This is a genomic window from Pseudomonas sp. Ps21-P2 (genome assembly GCF_039672565.1).
Classification (GTDB): domain Bacteria; phylum Pseudomonadota; class Gammaproteobacteria; order Pseudomonadales; family Pseudomonadaceae; genus Aquipseudomonas.
The window spans coordinates 1-16,477 of record NZ_JBDFPL010000014.1 but is presented as its reverse complement, the minus strand read 5'-3'; the positions used below and the strand labels follow the sequence as shown (position 1 = coordinate 16,477).

The window sequence follows — 16,477 nt, the reverse complement described above, 5'->3', positions numbered from 1 at the left end:
CTTTTCACATGGCAGACGGCTGGCATCTGGTGCTCGGCCCGCGTATTGCCTAGGATGGCGCGATTGTTTCATTGGAGATACGAAATGCGCAGGATTTTTGCTCTTTGTGGCGTAACGGCAGCGTTGCTGGTGGCCGGGTGTCAGGCGGTCAATACCACCACCGGCGATTCGGTGGGTGTCGAGCGCAAACAATACATGTTCAGCATGCTGTCGACGGACGAAGTCAACAAGATGTACGCCCAGTCCTATCAGCAGACGGTCAGCGAAGCCACGTCCAAAGGCGTGCTCGACAACAGCAGCGCCGAGGGCAAGCGCGTCCAGGCCATCGCCAAGCGTCTGATTGCCCAGGCACCGAAATTGCGGCCCGACGCGGCGCAGTGGCAGTGGGATGTGAACTTGATCAAAAGCGATGAGCTGAACGCCAACTGCGGCCCCGGCGGCAAGATCATCGTGTACAGCGGCCTGATCGATACGCTCAAGCTTAGCGATGACGAACTGGCGGCAGTCATGGGCCACGAAATTGCGCACGCCTTGCGCGAACACGGCCGTGAAGCCATGTCCAAGGCCTACGGTGTGCAGATGGCGAAGCAGGGCGCTGGTGCATTGTTGGGGTTGGGGCAGGACAGTCTGGCGCTGGCCGACACCGTGGTCGATTACAGCCTGACGCTGCCGAACAGCCGCGCCAATGAAAACGAAGCGGACTTGCTGGGCCTCGAGCTGGCTGCTCGCGCCGGTTACAACCCGAATGCCGCGATCACGCTGTGGCAGAAGATGGAAGCCCAAGGCGGCGCGTCGCAGCCGGAGTTCATGAGCACCCACCCGGCTTCGTCCAACCGGATCGCCTCGCTGCAGGCGGCGATTCCGAAAGTGATGCCGTTGTATCAGCAGGCGCCGAAGGGCTGATCATCGCCTGATCCCGGTAGCAGACACGGTCATGTGGGAGCGAGCTTGCTCGCGAAGAGGTCGGGACATCCGCTGCATCTTCAGCGACTGGAATGCCGTCTTCGTGAGCGAGCTCACTCCCACGTGGACTGACCTTGCTCGCGATCATCAACTGTCGCCGCGTATCTGCGAAACGGCTGAAGAGCATCGCGAGCAAGCTCACTCCTACAGGGGGCTGGTGTCTGCGGCTATACCCAGCCGCTGATCTGCATCGCCTTGTACACCGCAACGATCGCCAGAATGAAGAACGCCCCTGCTGCCAGACGACGAATCAGCGTCAGTGGCAGTTTCTCCGCAGCAAAATTACCCGCCAGCACCACCGGCACATTGGCCAGCAACATGCCCAGCGTCGTGCCGAGGATCACCAGCCACAAGCTTGGGTATTGCGCCGCCAGCATGACGGTCGCGATCTGCGTCTTGTCACCGATTTCCGCGATGAAAAAAGCGATCAGTGTGGTCAGGAAGGGGCCGAACTTGCGACTGGTGCTGGCTTCGTCGTCGTCCAGCTTATCCGGAACCAGCGTCCACAGCGCCGTGGCGGTAAAGCTGGCGGCCAGGATCCAGTGCAGGACGGCGTCGGAGAAATAGCTGCTGAACCATGCGCCAACGGCACCGGCCGCGGCATGGTTGGCCAGCGTGGCTGCGACAATCCCGGCAATGATGGGCCAGGGTTTGCGGAAGCGAGCGGCAAGAACGAGCGCGAGGAGTTGGGTCTTGTCACCGATTTCAGCCAGTGCGACGACAGCGGTGGGGACCAACAGGGATTCCAGCATCAGGGTTTTCCTAAGGGGCGGGTCAACACGGCTATGACACGTACAACCTCCCCGCCCCGGGTCAGGATGTTCGTGTCATAGGTCTTGTCAAACCACCGATCCGTCTGAGCGGATCTGGGGTCGCACGCACCATGGTCTGTGGACCAAGTATGTTGATGCGTGCCGGACGAGCATGGCGCTCGTGGGAGACTACTCCCCTAGGACGGTGCGGATTCTGCCTACACGTCTCGTGTTCGGCAAGCGCTAATTATCACGCACGTTTCGCACGGTAAATCCGGAAACCCTGACCCTCGGCCATGATTGCGCACGGCCCCAGATGCGACTCGATAATCGGCTGATAGCGCAGGAAGCTGTTTGCAACCAGGCGCAGTTCGCCGCCTTTTCTCAGATGTTCTCGCGCTTTTTTCAGCAGATTTTCAGTCGCGGCGTAATCAGTGTGGACGCCGGTATGGAACGGCGGATTGGTCAGAATCACATCCAGATCCTTCGGTGCGGCATCGATTCCGTTGCCCGTCAGCACGTCGGCTTTAAGGCCATTGGCGGCTAGCGTCAGACGGCTGCTGGCGGTGGCGAACGCATCGACATCCAGCATGGTCACGCGGGTTTCGGGGTAGCGGCGTTTCACCGCAGCACCGAGAACGCCCGCGCCGCAGCCGAAATCGAGCAAATGGCCGGCGGGAAGTCGATCAATGTTTTCCAGCAACAGGGCCGAACCCCGGTCCAGACGGCCGTGGCTGAACACGCCCGGCAGACTCACCACCTTCAACGCGCCGCCTTCGATTTCGATGTCGAAACGTTTGGCCAGGCTGTCGAGCTCGACGGCTTGCGGAGGCGTTTCGACGGTGACTTGCCAGAGCTGGCAATGCCGGGCGCTGTCGAGTTTGCGCGTACGCCCGAAGGGGCTCAGCTGGCGGGCAGCGGCTTCAATGCCACCGCGTTTTTCGCCCACCAGAAACAGCTCACGTCCGGCCAGACGCGACGCGAGCGCGTTGATGAGGTAATCAGCGAGGTCGCGGGCCTTGGGCAAAAACACCATCGCGGCTTCAAAGGGTTCGCCCGGGGCCTCGGTGCCGAAGTGCACGCGCTCGGGAAATCGTGTACCGAGGGTGTCGAAGTCGCCAGCGTGCCAGCTCCAGCCGCGCGCGTTGGGCAGCTTGCTCAGCAAGTCGTCGGCAGGGAGGCCGGTCAGCAGCAAGGAACCCTGAAACAAATCGGCCTGCCGGAGTAACACTTCACTGCGCGGGTCCATCATCGGCTCCTCGAAAAAAGGGCGAAGTTTAACAGGCCTGCCACGCCGCGCACGCGCTGTGCGGCCGAGTGGCGAGCCTGCGAAAAGCTCCGTGTCAGCTGACGACGCGGACCGGCTTGCCCTCATAGAACGCCAGCGCGTTTTCGTTGATCTGGCCGACGATGCGCTGCCGCGCTTCCTGGCTGCCCCATGCGCTGTGGGGCGTGATGATCAAGCGCGGAATATCGCCCGACAGCAGCGGATTGCCATTAACCGGGGGCTCGACCGTCAGCACGTCGGTGGCCGCGCCGCCGAGATGGCCGTTGCGCAGGGCATCGGCCAGTGCCTGCTCGTTGATCAAGCCGCCGCGCGCGGTGTTGACGATGAAGGCTTTGGGTTTCAGCAGGCTCAACTCGTGGGCGCCAATCATGTCCCGAGTGTGCTCGTTGAGCGGGCAGTGCAGGGTGAGGGCATCGACCTGGGGCAGTAGCTCATTCAGTGGCACGCGATCAGGGCGAGCAGGACGACCGGGGATCTGACCCGACAGCACGCGCATGCCGAAGGCTTCGGCCAGCTTCGCGACCCCGCCGCCCAGCTCGCCATGGCCCAGCAGCCCCAATGTTTTGCCTTCCAGCTCGACGATGGGGAAGTCCAGCAAGCAAAACTGCTTCGATTTCTGCCACTGGCCTTGGTGGATCGCTTGTTGATAGTCAGGCAAGCGGGTGGCCATCGCCAACAGCAACATCAGCGTGTGCTGGGCCACGGAAGGGGTGCCGTAGCCCTGACAGTTGCTGACCACCACGCCTTGCTCACGCGCGGCATCGAGGTCGACATTGTTGACGCCGGTGGCCGTCACCAGCACCAGTTTCAGCTTCGGGCAGGCGGCGAACGTGGCGGCATCGATCATGATCTTGTTGGAAATCGCCACATCGGCGTCCTTCAAACGCTCGGCCACCTGATCGGGTGTGGTGCTGCCATGCAGCACCAGTTCGCTGAAGGTTTCACGCCACGGCCCGAGGTCGAGATCCCCCAGATCCAGAGAGGTGTGATCCAGGAAAACTGCTCTGCGTTGAGTGGGCATCAGCTGTACCTTTTGCTCGGTGGGTGGGAAGCGTAATGTGACGAGCCTACCAGAGCCTGCCGCTCGCCATAACGCCTGGAGAACTTCGATGTACTGGACCGAATTTTTAACCGTTGCGCTGATTCACCTGCTGGCCGTCGCCAGCCCCGGTCCGGATTTCGCCGTCGTCGTGCGCGAAAGCGTGACCCACGGTCGTAAGGCCGGCACCTACACCGCCATGGGGGTGGGCACAGCGATTTTCCTGCACGTCGGCTATTCGCTGCTGGGGATTGGCTTGATCGTTTCGCAGTCCATCGTCCTGTTCAATGCCTTGAAATGGGCTGCGGCGGCGTACCTGATTTACATCGGCATCAAAGCACTGCGCGCAAAACCCGCAAACGCATCGGATGCGCCCGTGGACATCGCCAAAGGCGAGCGCACCGCGCGTGGCGCCTTCACGGCGGGGTTCGTGACCAATGGGCTGAACCCGAAAGCGACGCTGTTTTTCCTGTCGCTGTTCACCGTCGTGATCAATCCGCACACGCCGATGCTGGTTCAGGCGGGCTACGGCGTTTACCTGGCATTCGCGACCGGCGCATGGTTCTGCCTGGTGGCACGCCTGTTCAGCCAGCCTCGGATTCGCGCGGATGGGCCATTGGTTTGATCGGGCGATGGGTGGGGTACTTGTTGCGCTGGGTTTGAAGCTGGCGTTGACGGAGATGCATTGATGTTGGGTTTAGTGAAGTACCACTGTTTAAGGAATTAGGTTGGGTACTACCGCCTTTAGACGGCAGGGATGAGTAAATGGATTTTCTAACCGATGTTCCCAGTTGGGATGATGTAGCGCGTAATCTTGAAGAAAAGTTCGGTAATTTAAACCAGTCGTTAGATCAGGGCTGGGAAAGCACGCTCGGCAGTTGGAATGGCTTCACTCGACGCGTGAGCACCGAGGCCACTCTTGCCTACGGCAGTGTAGGGGGAAGCCGCATCGAATCGGTCAGGTCGGCGATGGCCAAGTCCTATCCCATTATCCAACTAGATCTGACGCGCAAATGGGCATCCATCAACATCGCCGATATCCTGCCCACGTTGCTGCAATTGGTTAAAGCGGTCGCCATGATCATGGGCGGCAGCGTAGCTGTAGGGGCCGTTGCCGGTGGGGCGGCTGGATCGCTAGCGTTTGGAGCGGGTGCGTTACCGGGAGCTGTGGTGGGTGGGGGCATAGGCGCGCAAGTTGGCAACTTGATTCTGCTGGGGATGGGGCTTTCAGCCATCGCCGATTATTTCTACCAGGGGCTACCTCCTTGTCTCGCAAGCATTTATGAGGGCATCGTTACCGCATGGAACGCTGAAGATGGCGTCAGACCTGCCGGACTTGACCCTACAGGCGCGTCCGCATGGATAGTGGACGAGCGTATAGACGCAGCAGCGAGGAAGCTTGCCAGAGGTCAGGAGCAGTTGGTAATGCTGTTGCTGACAGCCATTGTTACTTATATCTCTAGAGGACAGATTAAGGCTGGAGTCGTGAGCAGCCTGGACAGCATTGCCGCGCGTAGCGCAAAGCTTCAAGCAGACATGACTAACAAAGAGATTGCTGGTTGGTTAGCTCGAAATGAACAAGGCTTGTTGGCACTTCCTGAATTGCGAGTACGCGAGCCGATACCGTTGGCTAAACAAGAACTTGAAGCCGAGATTAAAAAGCAGACAGAAAGGCCAGAAATTACTAAAAAAGAGCAAGAAACTAGCGCCCCGATACAGCCAGAAAAACCAAAAACTGATAAAAAAGACGACGAACCACCTCCTAAAGGAAATCCCGTTTTAGGTGTATTGGAAGACAGTGTGTTCGCACAAAAAATGTCTAAGCCGACCAAGGCGTTTAGCAAAGACGGACAAAATATTTATTCTATGGCTGCAGGGCAGCCCATAAATACAGTGTCCGATCTCACGAGTGCCTTGGAGACTGGCGCCATAACCCCTAGGCAAGTACCTCTTGATTACGTTGTTGTTGATGGGCACAATGTCATAGCAAATACCCGAAGCTCAACAGCGCTTATAAATGCTGGTATACCCAAGAGTCAGTGGTATGGGGCTAATAAAACAGGTGTTGTAGCTTTTGAGAATACAACTTTCGACGAGCTTGTCAAAGAGCAGCTTAGAAAGAATTACGGCGGCTCCGTACTTAATGCAAGAAGGTAATAATTAATGAAGCTATCTCAACCCCAAAAGCTTTTAGATCTTGATACCTTTCTACCTTCAGATGGTGAAGATGATTTTTCAATGTCTTATGCTGAGAACTATCTTACACTCGATATATATTACGATCCGGAGCTTTCTGCGCCTACACGCGTAAAGAAAAGCCTTCGATTTTTCTGGCCTAGCTATTTTGTAAAGACTCCGTTCCCGGGTCATAGCTTTTTTAGTTGCCCTGACGACCGGGATTTATCGTTGCTGAGTTGCTTGGTTGAGTATAAAAGCTCAGAAATCGTGGATATCGCTAATAAAATGTCTAGCTCGGCCAATTTTAGGCACTTTCGGTTGTATCTTCAGTCTGAAGGGGCAGCACTTCACATCGTAGCGCAGTCATTCGAAGTTATAGACCAGTCTTGAGAGGAAGCCACTCCGCAGGGACTTTATCGATTAGCCACACTTCGTTTTCGGCCTTATAAAACTTGAAGCCCATTTCATGCATTCGAAGGGCTTCAATTTTCAGGACAACTGGCTTGCCATAGCGAAGCCCTACGGAATGTGCAGTTTCTGGGCTTTCCGACAAGTGCACATGATGACGTATTCCCGGAATGAGTCCTTTCTCATAGATTGATTCCAAGAATCTGGTGGCCGTACCATGGTAGAGGAGTGTGGGCGGTATCGTCTGCGTGTGTTGAAGATTTACTGTGCGAGTTGAATGACCTTGCGCGGCTCGGATAAGTTGTCGGCTTTCTGAAATAATAAATCTTTTCTTCTCGCTTTCGTTAACCACCTTCTCCAACAGGTCTCGGTCAATAACGCGATTATTTCTCGAGGCGCACAGGATTAGCGCATCGATATCGGCCCATCCATCTGAATCCAGCTCCAAGCCGATGGCTTCTGGTTCATGCCTTAAGACATAACTTAAAAACTTGCTGCTTTCGTCAAGTAATTTCTTGTCCACACCGATTCCTCATAATGGCCAGCATTGAACGTGAAAGCTAAAGCTTCATCCGAAGAAAATCAATCCTGACCGCTGCTGCATCGTTATTCAGCAACGTTGGAACATTCTTGAGCGGTTAGGTATTCCAATGACACCTTTCTTATGATCTCGGCGGCACCGAAAAAATTCTTTATACCGGTCCAGAATTTCCTAGGCCAAGTTGGTATTTTTTAGGCACCTCAGACCAACAATTCATCCCTTCGGCTGATCCGATCGACGCGCCCAGGCCCTACAGTGCATATTTTCAGCCCCCGCACCTGCACCGTGAAAAGGGATTCCTATGCTGCACACCCGCGTGATTCCGCCCGCCGAAGGGGCGTACCAGTACCCTCTGTTGATCAAGCGACTGCTGCTGTCAGGCGTGCGCTACGAAAAAAACCGTGAAATCGTTTACCGGGACCATTCGCGCTATTCGTATCAAATGCTCAACGAGCGCATCTGCAGGCTGGCCGGTGCGCTGACGGCGGCCGGGGTCAAGGCGGGTGACACCGTGGCGGTGATGGACTGGGACAGCCATCGTTACCTGGAGTGCATGTTTGCCATCCCGATGATTGGCGCGGTGATCCACACCATCAACGTCCGGCTTTCGCACGAGCAGATCCTGTTCACCATGAACCATGCCGAAGACAAGCTCGTGCTGGTGAACAGCGAATTCGTGCCCCTCTACAACGCCATCGCCGGGCAACTGACGACCGTCGAAAAAACACTGTTACTGACCGACACCGATGGCGCGACCGCCGACCTGCCCAATCTTGTGGGCGAGTACGAAGCGTTGCTGGCGGCGGCGAGTCCGCACTATCAATTCGAGGATTTCGACGAGAACTCGGTGGCGACCACGTTCTACACCACTGGCACGACGGGGAACCCCAAGGGCGTTTATTTCACCCATCGCCAACTCGTGCTGCACACCATGGCCGTCGCGACGATCATGGGCAGCGTCGAAGGCATTCTGGGCGGCGACAAGGTCTACATGCCGATCACGCCGATGTTCCACGTTCATGCGTGGGGCGTGCCGTATGCCGCGACCATGCTGGGCGCGAAACAGGTGTATCCCGGCCGTTACGACCCCGAGTTGCTGGTGCAGCTCTGGCAGAAGGAAAAGGTCACGTTTTCCCACTGCGTGCCCACCATCATGCAAATGGTCCTCAACGCCAAAGCCGCCCAGAACATGGATTTCACCGGCTGGCACATCATCATCGGCGGCAGCTCGCTCAATCGTTCGCTGTACGAGGCAGCCAAGGCCAAAGGCATTCAGCTGTCTGCCGCCTACGGCATGTCCGAGACCGGGCCATTGGTGTCGGTTGCGCACCTGAATGACGACTTGATGGCCGCCAGTGAAGACGAACGCACTGCTTACCGAATCAAGGCCGGCGCGCCGGGTGTGCTGGTTGAGGCAGCGATTGTCGATGGCGAGGGCAATTTCCTGCCTTCCGACGGCGAGACCCAAGGCGAACTGGTGCTGCGCGCACCGTGGCTGAGTGAAGGTTATTACCGCGAGCCGGAGAAGGGCGCCGAACTGTGGGCTGGGGGCTGGCTGCACACCGGTGACGTGGCGACGCTGGACAGCATGGGCGGGATCGACATTCGTGACCGCATCAAAGACGTGATCAAGACCGGCGGCGAATGGGTGTCTTCCCTGCAACTGGAGGACCTCTGCAGTCGCCATCCCGGTGTGCGCGAAGTGGCTGTGGTGGGCATCGCCGATCCTCAGTGGGGCGAGCGACCGTTTGCGCTGCTGGTCGCCCGCGAGGGTCACGTCCTGGATGCCAAGACCCTTAAGGAACATCTCAAGCCGTTTGTGGAACAGGGGCACATTAACAAGTGGGCGATCCCGAGCCAGATCGCCCTTGTTACCGAAATTCCCAAGACCAGCGTCGGCAAGCTCGACAAGAAGCAAATACGTCAGAACATCCTCGAATGGCAGGGCAGTAACAGCGCTTTCCTCTCCACGCTCTGACGCTTTCCTTCGCGGCCATTTCATCGGTTCATCCCCGTGAAAATGTGCCGCGAAGGCTCTAATCCGGCGTCTTCCTTGCCAATTCTCTTTTTTCAGCCATGATCCCCCTGCGTTGTAATTTGCCATTCTGGAGTCGGCGTGCCAGAGGTGTTGGCGCTGCAAATCACACTTTAGAGGGATCAAGCAGCAGCCCCTGCTGGCTATAGTCGGCAGTAGGTAGGTACCGGAGAAAAGGCGCACTGATCGTTTCGCAGTTGTTTGGCTGCCCGATCGGCGTTGACACCCAGGCACTGCGGCCCGTCTGCCTGAGTCGTTTCTGGAAGCACCCACTGCCATAAAAATAAAAGCACATGGAGTAGCGTCGATGACATCAGCTAACCAGTTCTGGCGCCGGGCTAAATTGCCCCTGGCCGTCAGCCTCGCTTCCACGCTCGCCGGCCCTGCATTCGGCGTCAGTTTCAATATCGGAGAAATCGAAGGCAACTTCGACTCGTCGCTCTCAATAGGGGCAAGCTGGTCCACCCAGAACGCCAACAAGAACCTGATCGGCTCCAACAACGGCGGTCACGGTCTTTCGCAAACCTCCGACGACGGTCACTTGAACTTCAAAAGCGGCGAAACGTTTTCGAAGATCTTCAAGGGCATCCACGATCTTGAACTGAAATACGGCGACACCGGTGTGTTCCTGCGGGGCAAGTACTGGTATGACTTCGAGCTCAAGGATGAAAGCCGTGACTTCAAGGACATCAGCGATTCCGGCCGCAAGGAAGGCGCCAAATCCTCAGGTTTCGAGCTGCTCGACGCATTCGTCTATCACAACTATTCCATTGCCGATGAGCCGGGCTCGGTGCGTCTGGGCAAGCAAGTCGTCAGTTGGGGTGAAAGTACCTTCATCCAGGGCGGCATCAACAGCATCAACCCGGTCGACGTGTCCGCGTTCCGTCGCCCTGGCTCGGAAATCAAGGAAGGTCTGATTCCGGTCAACATGTTCTACCTGTCGCAAAGCCTGACCGAAAACCTGTCGGCTGAAGGCTTTTACCAGCTGGAATGGGACCAGACCGTCGTCGACAACTGCGGCACCTTCTTCTCGCAACCGGACGTGATCGCGGACGGCTGCAACAGCAACCTGGCCGTACTGCGTACCCGCAACAGCCTCAATGCGGCTCTGCCTGCCGCGTTGCGTGGCCCCGTTCAGAACACGCTGGCTGCGCGCGGCGTGAACTTTGGTAATCCTGACGAGGGCGCAGTGGTCGCCCGCGGCCCTGATCGCGATGCCCGAGACAGTGGCCAGTACGGCCTGGCCATGCACTACAACTTCGAGCCGCTGGACACCGAGTTCGGCGCCTATTACATGAACTACCACAGCCGTCTGCCGATCTTCAGCGGCAAGGGCGGGCCGGCAAGCGCCTACAGCGCAGCGGGCCTGGTTGGCGGTCTGGCGGCCAACGGCGTTCCTCGAGGCGTCGCGGCGGCCCTCGCGCCAACCCTGTTGCCCGTCGTGGTCGCTGCCAACTCCAGCTACTACGTTGAATACCCGGAAGACATTCACCTGTTCGGCCTGAGCTTCTCCACCACCTTGCCCACCGGCACGGCGTGGAGCGGCGAAGTCAGCTATCGCCCTAACGCACCGGTGCAGTTGAACACTACCGACATCCTGTATTCCGGCCTGTCGCCGCTGAACTCGAACGTGTCGCTGCTGCAGGGCGCACCCGGCCAGGACCAGAAAGGCTATCGCCGCAAGGAAATCAGCCAGGCGCAGACCACCTTCACGCACTTCTTCGACCAGGTGATGGGCGCCGAACGTCTGACCGTAGTGGGTGAGGTGGGCTGGACCCACGTCGGCGGGCTGGAAAGTACATCGAAACTGCGTTATGGCCGCGACCCGAGCTATGGGCCGGGCCCGCTGCCAGGCGGTCAATGTCAGACCCTCAACGCCAGCACCCTGGGCACTGCCGCGCAGAACAACCTCAGCCGCTACTGCGAAAACGATGGCTTCACCACCACCGATTCGTGGGGTTACCGCGCTCGCGCCATCTGGGATTACAACAACGTCTTCGCCGGGGTGAACCTGCGTCCGAGCGTGGCCTGGTCCCACGACGTCGACGGCTACTCGCCAGGTCCTGGCGGCAACTTCGAGGAAGGTCGCAAGGCCGTGAGTCTGGGCCTCGACGCCGAGTACCAGAACACCTACACCGCCAACCTTTCCTACACCAACTTCTTCGACGGCAAGTACACCACCGTGGACGATCGCGACTTCGTAGCGCTCAGCTTCGGCATGAACTTCTAAGGACAATAATGAAAATGAAAATCACGAAGGGTCTGTTGCAGGTTGGCGTGTTGGGTCTGTCGTTGTTGGCGACCAGCGTGATGGCTGCGGTGTCCGACGCCGAAGCCGCCAAGCTGGGCACCACGCTGACGCCGATGGGCGCGGAAAAAGCCGGCAACGCTGCCAACACCATTCCGGCCTGGAGCCCGATGCCGACCAATGCTGGCGCCGTGGACGACAAAGGCTTCCTGGCCAACCCGTACGCCAATGAAAAAGCGCAGTTCACCATCACTGCGCAGAACGTGGATCAGTACAAGGACAAACTCGCCCCGGGCCAGTACGCGATGTTCAAGCGTTACCCGGACACCTACAAGATGCCGGTCTACCCGTCCCATCGTGGCGCGACTGTGCCCGCTGACGTATTCGCCGCCATCAAGAAAAACGCCACCAACACCAAGCTGGTGGGTGGCGGCAACGGCCTGGAGAATTTCGAAACCGCAGTGCCGTTCCCGATTCCGAAGGATGGCCTTGAGGTCATCTGGAACCACATCACCCGTTATCGCGGCGGCAGCGTCTCGCGTCTGGTTACCCAGGCCACGCCGCAGACCAACGGCTCGTTCAACCCGGTGTACTTCCACGACGAGTTCGTCTTCCGCGACAAGATGAAGGATTTCGATCCGAAGAACCCGGGCAACATCCTGTTCTACTTCAAACAGGAAGTGACGGCGCCGGCGCGTCTGGCAGGTTCCGTACTACTGGTGCACGAAACCCTCGATCAGGTCAAAGAGCCGCGCGCGGCGTGGGTTTATAACGCGGGTCAACGTCGCGTACGCCGTGCGCCGCAAGTGTCCTATGACGGGCCGGGCACCGCCGCCGATGGCCTGCGAACCTCCGACAACCTCGACATGTTCAACGGCGCGCCAGACCGCTACGACTGGAAGCTGATTGGCAAACAAGAAATGTACATCGCCTCTGATAGCTACAAGCTCGACGATCCGAAGCTGAAATACACCGACATCATCAAGGCCGGCCACATCAATCAGGACCTGGCGCGCTATGAACTGCGTCGCGTCTGGCACGTGACTGCCACGCTGAAAGAAGGCCAGCGTCACATCTACGCCAAACGTGACTTCTTCATCGACGAAGACACCTGGCAGGCCGCGGTCATCGATCACTATGACGGCCGTGGTCAACTGTGGCGCGTGGCTGAAGCCCACGCCGAAAACTACTACGACAAACAAGTGCCGTGGTATGCCCTCGAAGCTCTGTACGACCTGCAATCAGGCCGCTACCTGGCGCTGGGCATGAAGAACGAAGAGAAAAAAGCCTATGACTTCGGCTTTACCGCCACTGTCAGCGACTTCCAGCCCAACGCGCTGCGTCAGGAAGGCGTGCGCTAACGGCTGACCGAACAAGCGGGGAGCGTGCAACGTTGATCACAGCTACAGCGCACTGAAGTCCTCCGCGTTTTACCCTATGGCTGAACCCCATAGCGCAGAAAGTAAACACCCCGAGTGGTCGGGGTGTTTTTTTTTTGACCAAGGTTTGCGTCCACAGGACACTGTTCCTCTTTATGCGTGGATCACGGCGGAAATGAAAAATGCTGTGCTCGAACCGAGCCGTCATCCAGCTCCTTTATCACAACATTCTTCAGATGCTCCGAGCCGAACGAGTTCGCGGTGCAGGTTTTGCTCATGATGGTTTTGTTGAGCTTGAGTACCTCTAGAAACGCTTTGGCACCGAAGGTTTGTTGAGGCACACCTACGACATATCCGTAATCACCCGTGCGAAATCCAAAATAGGTGGTGTATGTCGCCTTATCTACCCACCGAAAAAGCGGGCGGGTTGCTCGGAATGTTTGCGTCATCTCATCCTTTTCAGGCGTCCCGAATCGATAGGTGATGGTTTCTTTGTTGGCACTGCTGCACAGAGAGACTGACCGCTGATTTTGCTCATCAAGACGGCAACCGGCAATGAGGGTTTCGCCTTTGACGCAACTGACGTCCTCACTGGCGAGAACTGACACGCTCATCAGAATCGTAACTGTGAATCCGAGGCTCAAAATCGACTTGATGCATGTACTTCTTTGATTCACTCTTTTCATGCTTCGGACTCATTCAGCTCGACGCTTACTTGACCAAGGAAATACCAGGCCATCAATGTCCGCATGTGCCCCGCAAATACCCAGGCCTAACGCGGTTGGGTCGACATTTCTCGACGAGATGATCAGCGCTGCATCCGTTCGGATCATCCGTACTCGTCCGTGCGCGGTTTCGTAAATCAGGTGTCGGCCAGCTTCTTTCATGAGAAATGAAAACGCACAGACATGCTGATTGGCCTGGGTGCTTTCAAGCGTCACCAGATAGTCCTCACCTTTTTTGCGTGCTTCTAAACTGTCGCTGAAAACGTCTGAGCAGTCAGATCCGTTCTCTGGCGAGGTGCAAAGCAAACTGCCTACTCTGAACGTACCCTCCCAAGAGAAGTTAGCTTGTGCGTTGGTGGACGAACTCGCTACAGCAACTGTCGTTGCGCAACCGACACCAATAATGGCGAAGCGCTTGGGAAGTGCCGCCATCCACACGCTGCATCTCATATAAAGCACTCTCCTAAAATTGGGCATATGCAGGTAGTATCTGGAGCAGGGTTTACTTGTAGCCAAGTGATTTTAAATTTTCAGGAACTGCGTATCCTTGCTTGTATTCAAGCGTGTATGAGTTGGTTTTCTGCCCCAGGGTAGTGGTCTCACAGTTGGCTTCAGCTTCAAACGATCTTGTATTTCTCACCGTCTCTCTGACGACGATGTCAGCGTAATTCTCTCGCGACTGCTGCATTGCCAGAGTCATATGCCTTTCTTGAAAGCTTCCAGCGCAGTGCGTGTCCCATTCACCAAACCGCTCTTGGACAGTGAGTCCTTTCAATACATTGTTCAATCCGTTGTCACCTAAGCTGTATAGACTCAGCGAGGTCGAACCGTATGGATTTGGCTGTGACGATCCTTCCCACAAAGTCCGGATCCCGAACGCAACGTTATTTTTATCTAATCGGTAATTTGCCGTGTCTATCGTTATTCCATAACTGTTGATTGCGCCTGCGTCGAGAGTCTCTTTCTCACGGGTTGTGCCCACGATGCTTTGCGTAGAGGGGTCTATGATCACTAAATCCAGGTCAGCAATTACATCTGTTTTGATGGCGGTTGCGAAAATCAGTAATCCGGTGGCCGGCCATCGCTTACAAACTGTCTCGTGCTCGGTAGGCGCATAGCCTACATAGCGTTCAGTGAGAAGAGCCTCATATTCCTCAAAACAGGCTGCTTCGGTGGCCGCGCTTGTCAGCATCAACAGTATTGCTGGCAACCCTTTTATGAGCCCGGTCCGTGTGCCGTTTTTGGCGGCCCCGCGAAAGTGCCTTATTATATTTTCTGGACGTATCATTCTAAAATTCCGCTCGCCCAGATTCTTTCGAAATTCTTGACGCGATTTCGTCTACTCTTGGTGCCTTTGTTGACGATATCGGTTACCAGGTTTACAACGTCCGGCATTGCTCCCTTGTCCGCAATTTCATATATCTTCTTGCTCAGCCAGAAGTTTATCGCTGATCGCGTTGCGTATCTCATGTGGGTGAGCAGATCCGGGTTTTCTACAAAGTTTACTTTGTCTTCAGGCCAGTTGTGCTGGTTCTCGACATGCCAGTCGTTGAAAACTTTATAGTTATGAATACCTGTTAATTGCTTGAGCCCGCGCCCGCGGTATTTCCAGCCATCACCGCTGGCGTGGCCTCTGTTGCCCAGTTCACTTCGTGCTCCGTAGGCACCGTTCGCGATCGCTTCAAAATCTGATTGGGACATAGGAAAACCATCTTCCTTTATCCTCCCGTGCTTTTTATAGTATCCGTGTTTTTTAGCTTCGTTCGGTCGAGTCCTGAAGTAGCTAAAAAGTGCTATAAGTGCATCGGCGCTGTAAGTTAGATCTTCAATGACACTTAATCCTTCGCCTGTCTCCTCCAATATCTGAGCGAAAAAGTGAGCGCGTCTTAAGGGGGTGTCAAGTTTGTAAACTTCAATTTTTGCATTAAGCTCGTCGGCGATTGTGGTCAAGTCCTTATGCCGATTTGAGTCCAGCCGGGGATAAAGCTTAAGCATCGCTTCCAGGCTGAACGTGAATCCACTTCCTTGAAAGCTACTGATCAACCCGATCGGATGCAGATGATGCACCTTCCCATCCGCCGGCAACCCAAGCCGTCCGGCCACCTCTGCCCACCAACTCATCGCCTTGATCCGCTCCTTCTCCGCCAACCAGTTCAGGTTAGGCGTCGCCCCGCCATGCCCCAGCAAGTCATCCAGCGCATCCCACTTGCCCGGGACGTGATGCCATTCGCTTTGGTAGCGAACTATCAACTGCGAAATCGACTGGGCATGGGCTGAGAAACTCAGTGCGGCTTGTATCTCGCTGCCGCTCAGTTTGCCGTCGCGGTTTCGGTCAATGATGTCGAACAGGCGCTTTTTGATCGGGCCTTGGTCGGCCTTGTCAGCCGCCGCGCCATGGCGTGTGATCTCGTCCTCGTTGAACCGGCCTGATGCACGCATAAAAGAGGCGAGCATGCTCCGCGGTGAATCGTAGTCTGCCAGGGTCTCGTAACCCTCCCACGACCAAGGACTGAGCCACGGCGTCACGCCGACTTCTTCACGCACCCAACCGTCGAGCAGGTTGTTGTCGGCGTCATGCAGCAGCCCATTCAGGCGATACCAGTTGCACGCTTTGCTGTCACCACTGGCAGGCACCGCGATTTTTCGTTCGGCCGGCAAGCCGTCGATCAGACTTTTGGGAAGCAACAACTGCGCGGCGCTGAACGTGCCTGCCGCCTTCAACGTCGGCGGCTTTTTGCTGCTGAACGTGCCCTGATGCGCGATTACGCGAGTGCCTTTGACGAGTTTCAGCCAAGTCCTGCTGCTGGCGGGCAGTTTGTCTGCCCAAAGGCGGCTCAGGCGCAGGAACGTTTTCACGTCGCCCGCGCTGAATACCTCCAGGTGCAGACGATTCTCCGGGTAATCGACGGCGCCTTCGTGAT

Annotated in this window: 14 protein-coding genes, 1 pseudogene and 1 riboswitch; of the genes and pseudogenes, 7 read left to right on the top strand and 8 right to left on the bottom strand. The window is 56.7% G+C overall.

Going from position 1 to position 16,477, the window contains the following annotated elements:
* Positions 1–84: 84 nt before the first annotated feature.
* Positions 85–903, top strand: coding sequence for a M48 family metallopeptidase (locus tag ABEH28_RS25760; protein ID WP_192174923.1), 819 nt, complete (start codon positions 85–87; stop codon positions 901–903).
* Between the two features lie 227 nt (positions 904–1,130).
* Here the strand turns inward: ABEH28_RS25760 and ABEH28_RS25755 are convergent, their stop codons facing one another.
* The 3 genes from ABEH28_RS25755 to ABEH28_RS25745 all read right to left on the bottom strand — a co-directional run bounded on the left by ABEH28_RS25755 (position 1,131) and on the right by ABEH28_RS25745 (position 4,024).
* Positions 1,131–1,715, bottom strand: coding sequence for a TMEM165/GDT1 family protein (locus tag ABEH28_RS25755; RefSeq protein WP_346631447.1), 585 nt, complete (start codon positions 1,713–1,715; stop codon positions 1,131–1,133).
* A gap of 90 nt (positions 1,716–1,805) precedes the next feature.
* Positions 1,806–1,925: riboswitch (yybP-ykoY riboswitch) on the bottom strand.
* Between the two features lie 40 nt (positions 1,926–1,965).
* Positions 1,966–2,964, bottom strand: coding sequence for a class I SAM-dependent methyltransferase (locus ABEH28_RS25750; RefSeq protein WP_346631446.1), 999 nt, complete (start codon positions 2,962–2,964; stop codon positions 1,966–1,968).
* 94 nt (positions 2,965–3,058) lie between these two features.
* On the bottom strand, positions 3,059–4,024 hold the full coding sequence (locus tag ABEH28_RS25745) for a 2-hydroxyacid dehydrogenase (protein ID WP_346631445.1): 966 nt from the start codon (positions 4,022–4,024) through the stop codon (positions 3,059–3,061).
* A gap of 88 nt (positions 4,025–4,112) precedes the next feature.
* Here ABEH28_RS25745 and ABEH28_RS25740 point away from each other — a divergent pair.
* From ABEH28_RS25740 to ABEH28_RS25730, 3 genes and pseudogenes are all read left to right on the top strand, one after another.
* A pseudogene (locus ABEH28_RS25740) lies at positions 4,113–4,731 on the top strand (LysE family transporter).
* A gap of 76 nt (positions 4,732–4,807) precedes the next feature.
* Entirely contained in the window at positions 4,808–6,199 is a 1,392-nt protein-coding gene (locus ABEH28_RS25735; RefSeq protein ID WP_346631444.1) for a DUF6861 domain-containing protein, read from the top strand.
* A 6-nt stretch (positions 6,200–6,205) separates the two neighbouring features.
* Complete coding sequence (locus tag ABEH28_RS25730) at positions 6,206–6,610, top strand: hypothetical protein (protein ID WP_192174917.1); 405 nt, start codon at positions 6,206–6,208, stop codon at positions 6,608–6,610.
* Here ABEH28_RS25730 and ABEH28_RS25725 read toward each other — a convergent pair.
* Entirely contained in the window at positions 6,594–7,151 is a 558-nt protein-coding gene (locus ABEH28_RS25725) for an RNA 2'-phosphotransferase (protein WP_192174916.1), read from the bottom strand. The two genes, ABEH28_RS25730 and ABEH28_RS25725, sit on opposite strands and share 17 nt — an antisense overlap.
* Positions 7,152–7,470: 319 nt before the next feature.
* Between ABEH28_RS25725 and ABEH28_RS25720 the strand changes: the two genes are divergently transcribed.
* The 3 genes from ABEH28_RS25720 to ABEH28_RS25710 all read left to right on the top strand — a co-directional run bounded on the left by ABEH28_RS25720 (position 7,471) and on the right by ABEH28_RS25710 (position 12,813).
* Complete coding sequence (locus tag ABEH28_RS25720; protein WP_346631443.1) at positions 7,471–9,147, top strand: fatty acid--CoA ligase; 1,677 nt, start codon at positions 7,471–7,473, stop codon at positions 9,145–9,147.
* A gap of 364 nt (positions 9,148–9,511) precedes the next feature.
* The gene (locus ABEH28_RS25715; protein WP_192174914.1) at positions 9,512–11,434 is read left to right on the top strand and encodes a DUF1302 domain-containing protein; all 1,923 of its coding nucleotides are present in this window, start codon (positions 9,512–9,514) and stop codon (positions 11,432–11,434) included.
* A 14-nt stretch (positions 11,435–11,448) separates the two neighbouring features.
* Complete coding sequence (locus ABEH28_RS25710; RefSeq protein ID WP_192174913.1) at positions 11,449–12,813, top strand: DUF1329 domain-containing protein; 1,365 nt, start codon at positions 11,449–11,451, stop codon at positions 12,811–12,813.
* A gap of 182 nt (positions 12,814–12,995) precedes the next feature.
* On the opposite strand, the gene ABEH28_RS25705 is transcribed toward ABEH28_RS25710, so the two are convergent.
* The 4 genes from ABEH28_RS25705 to ABEH28_RS25690 form a co-directional block, all read right to left on the bottom strand.
* A complete protein-coding gene (locus ABEH28_RS25705) occupies positions 12,996–13,517 on the bottom strand; it encodes a hypothetical protein (protein WP_346631442.1) in 522 nt (173 codons plus the stop codon).
* 9 nt (positions 13,518–13,526) lie between these two features.
* Positions 13,527–13,988 (bottom strand): hypothetical protein, encoded by a 462-nt coding sequence (locus tag ABEH28_RS25700; protein WP_346631441.1) that lies wholly within the window; start codon positions 13,986–13,988, stop codon positions 13,527–13,529.
* A gap of 70 nt (positions 13,989–14,058) precedes the next feature.
* Positions 14,059–14,844 carry a hypothetical protein gene (locus tag ABEH28_RS25695; RefSeq protein ID WP_346631440.1) on the bottom strand — a complete coding sequence of 262 codons (786 nt, stop codon included), beginning with the start codon at positions 14,842–14,844 and terminating at the stop codon, positions 14,059–14,061.
* A partial coding sequence (locus ABEH28_RS25690; RefSeq protein ID WP_346631439.1) for a hypothetical protein occupies positions 14,841–16,477 on the bottom strand: 1,637 nt, incomplete at its 5' end. The genes ABEH28_RS25695 and ABEH28_RS25690, both read right to left, overlap by 4 nt.

Bases quoted from the DNA above. Each gene is read 5' to 3' on its own strand.
- ABEH28_RS25760 (WP_192174923.1), top strand. From the start codon at position 85: ATGCGCAGGATTTTTGCTCTTTGTGGCGTAACGGCAGCGTTGCTGGTG.
- ABEH28_RS25755 (WP_346631447.1), bottom strand. From the start codon at position 1,715: ATGCTGGAATCCCTGTTGGTCCCCACCGCTGTCGTCGCACTGGCTGAA.
- ABEH28_RS25750 (WP_346631446.1), bottom strand. From the start codon at position 2,964: ATGGACCCGCGCAGTGAAGTGTTACTCCGGCAGGCCGATTTGTTTCAG.
- ABEH28_RS25745 (WP_346631445.1), bottom strand. From the start codon at position 4,024: ATGCCCACTCAACGCAGAGCAGTTTTCCTGGATCACACCTCTCTGGAT.
- ABEH28_RS25735 (WP_346631444.1), top strand. From the start codon at position 4,808: ATGGATTTTCTAACCGATGTTCCCAGTTGGGATGATGTAGCGCGTAAT.
- ABEH28_RS25730 (WP_192174917.1), top strand. From the start codon at position 6,206: ATGAAGCTATCTCAACCCCAAAAGCTTTTAGATCTTGATACCTTTCTA.
- ABEH28_RS25720 (WP_346631443.1), top strand. From the start codon at position 7,471: ATGCTGCACACCCGCGTGATTCCGCCCGCCGAAGGGGCGTACCAGTAC.
- ABEH28_RS25715 (WP_192174914.1), top strand. From the start codon at position 9,512: ATGACATCAGCTAACCAGTTCTGGCGCCGGGCTAAATTGCCCCTGGCC.
- ABEH28_RS25710 (WP_192174913.1), top strand. From the start codon at position 11,449: ATGAAAATCACGAAGGGTCTGTTGCAGGTTGGCGTGTTGGGTCTGTCG.
- ABEH28_RS25705 (WP_346631442.1), bottom strand. From the start codon at position 13,517: ATGAAAAGAGTGAATCAAAGAAGTACATGCATCAAGTCGATTTTGAGC.
- ABEH28_RS25700 (WP_346631441.1), bottom strand. From the start codon at position 13,988: ATGGCGGCACTTCCCAAGCGCTTCGCCATTATTGGTGTCGGTTGCGCA.
- ABEH28_RS25695 (WP_346631440.1), bottom strand. From the start codon at position 14,844: ATGATACGTCCAGAAAATATAATAAGGCACTTTCGCGGGGCCGCCAAA.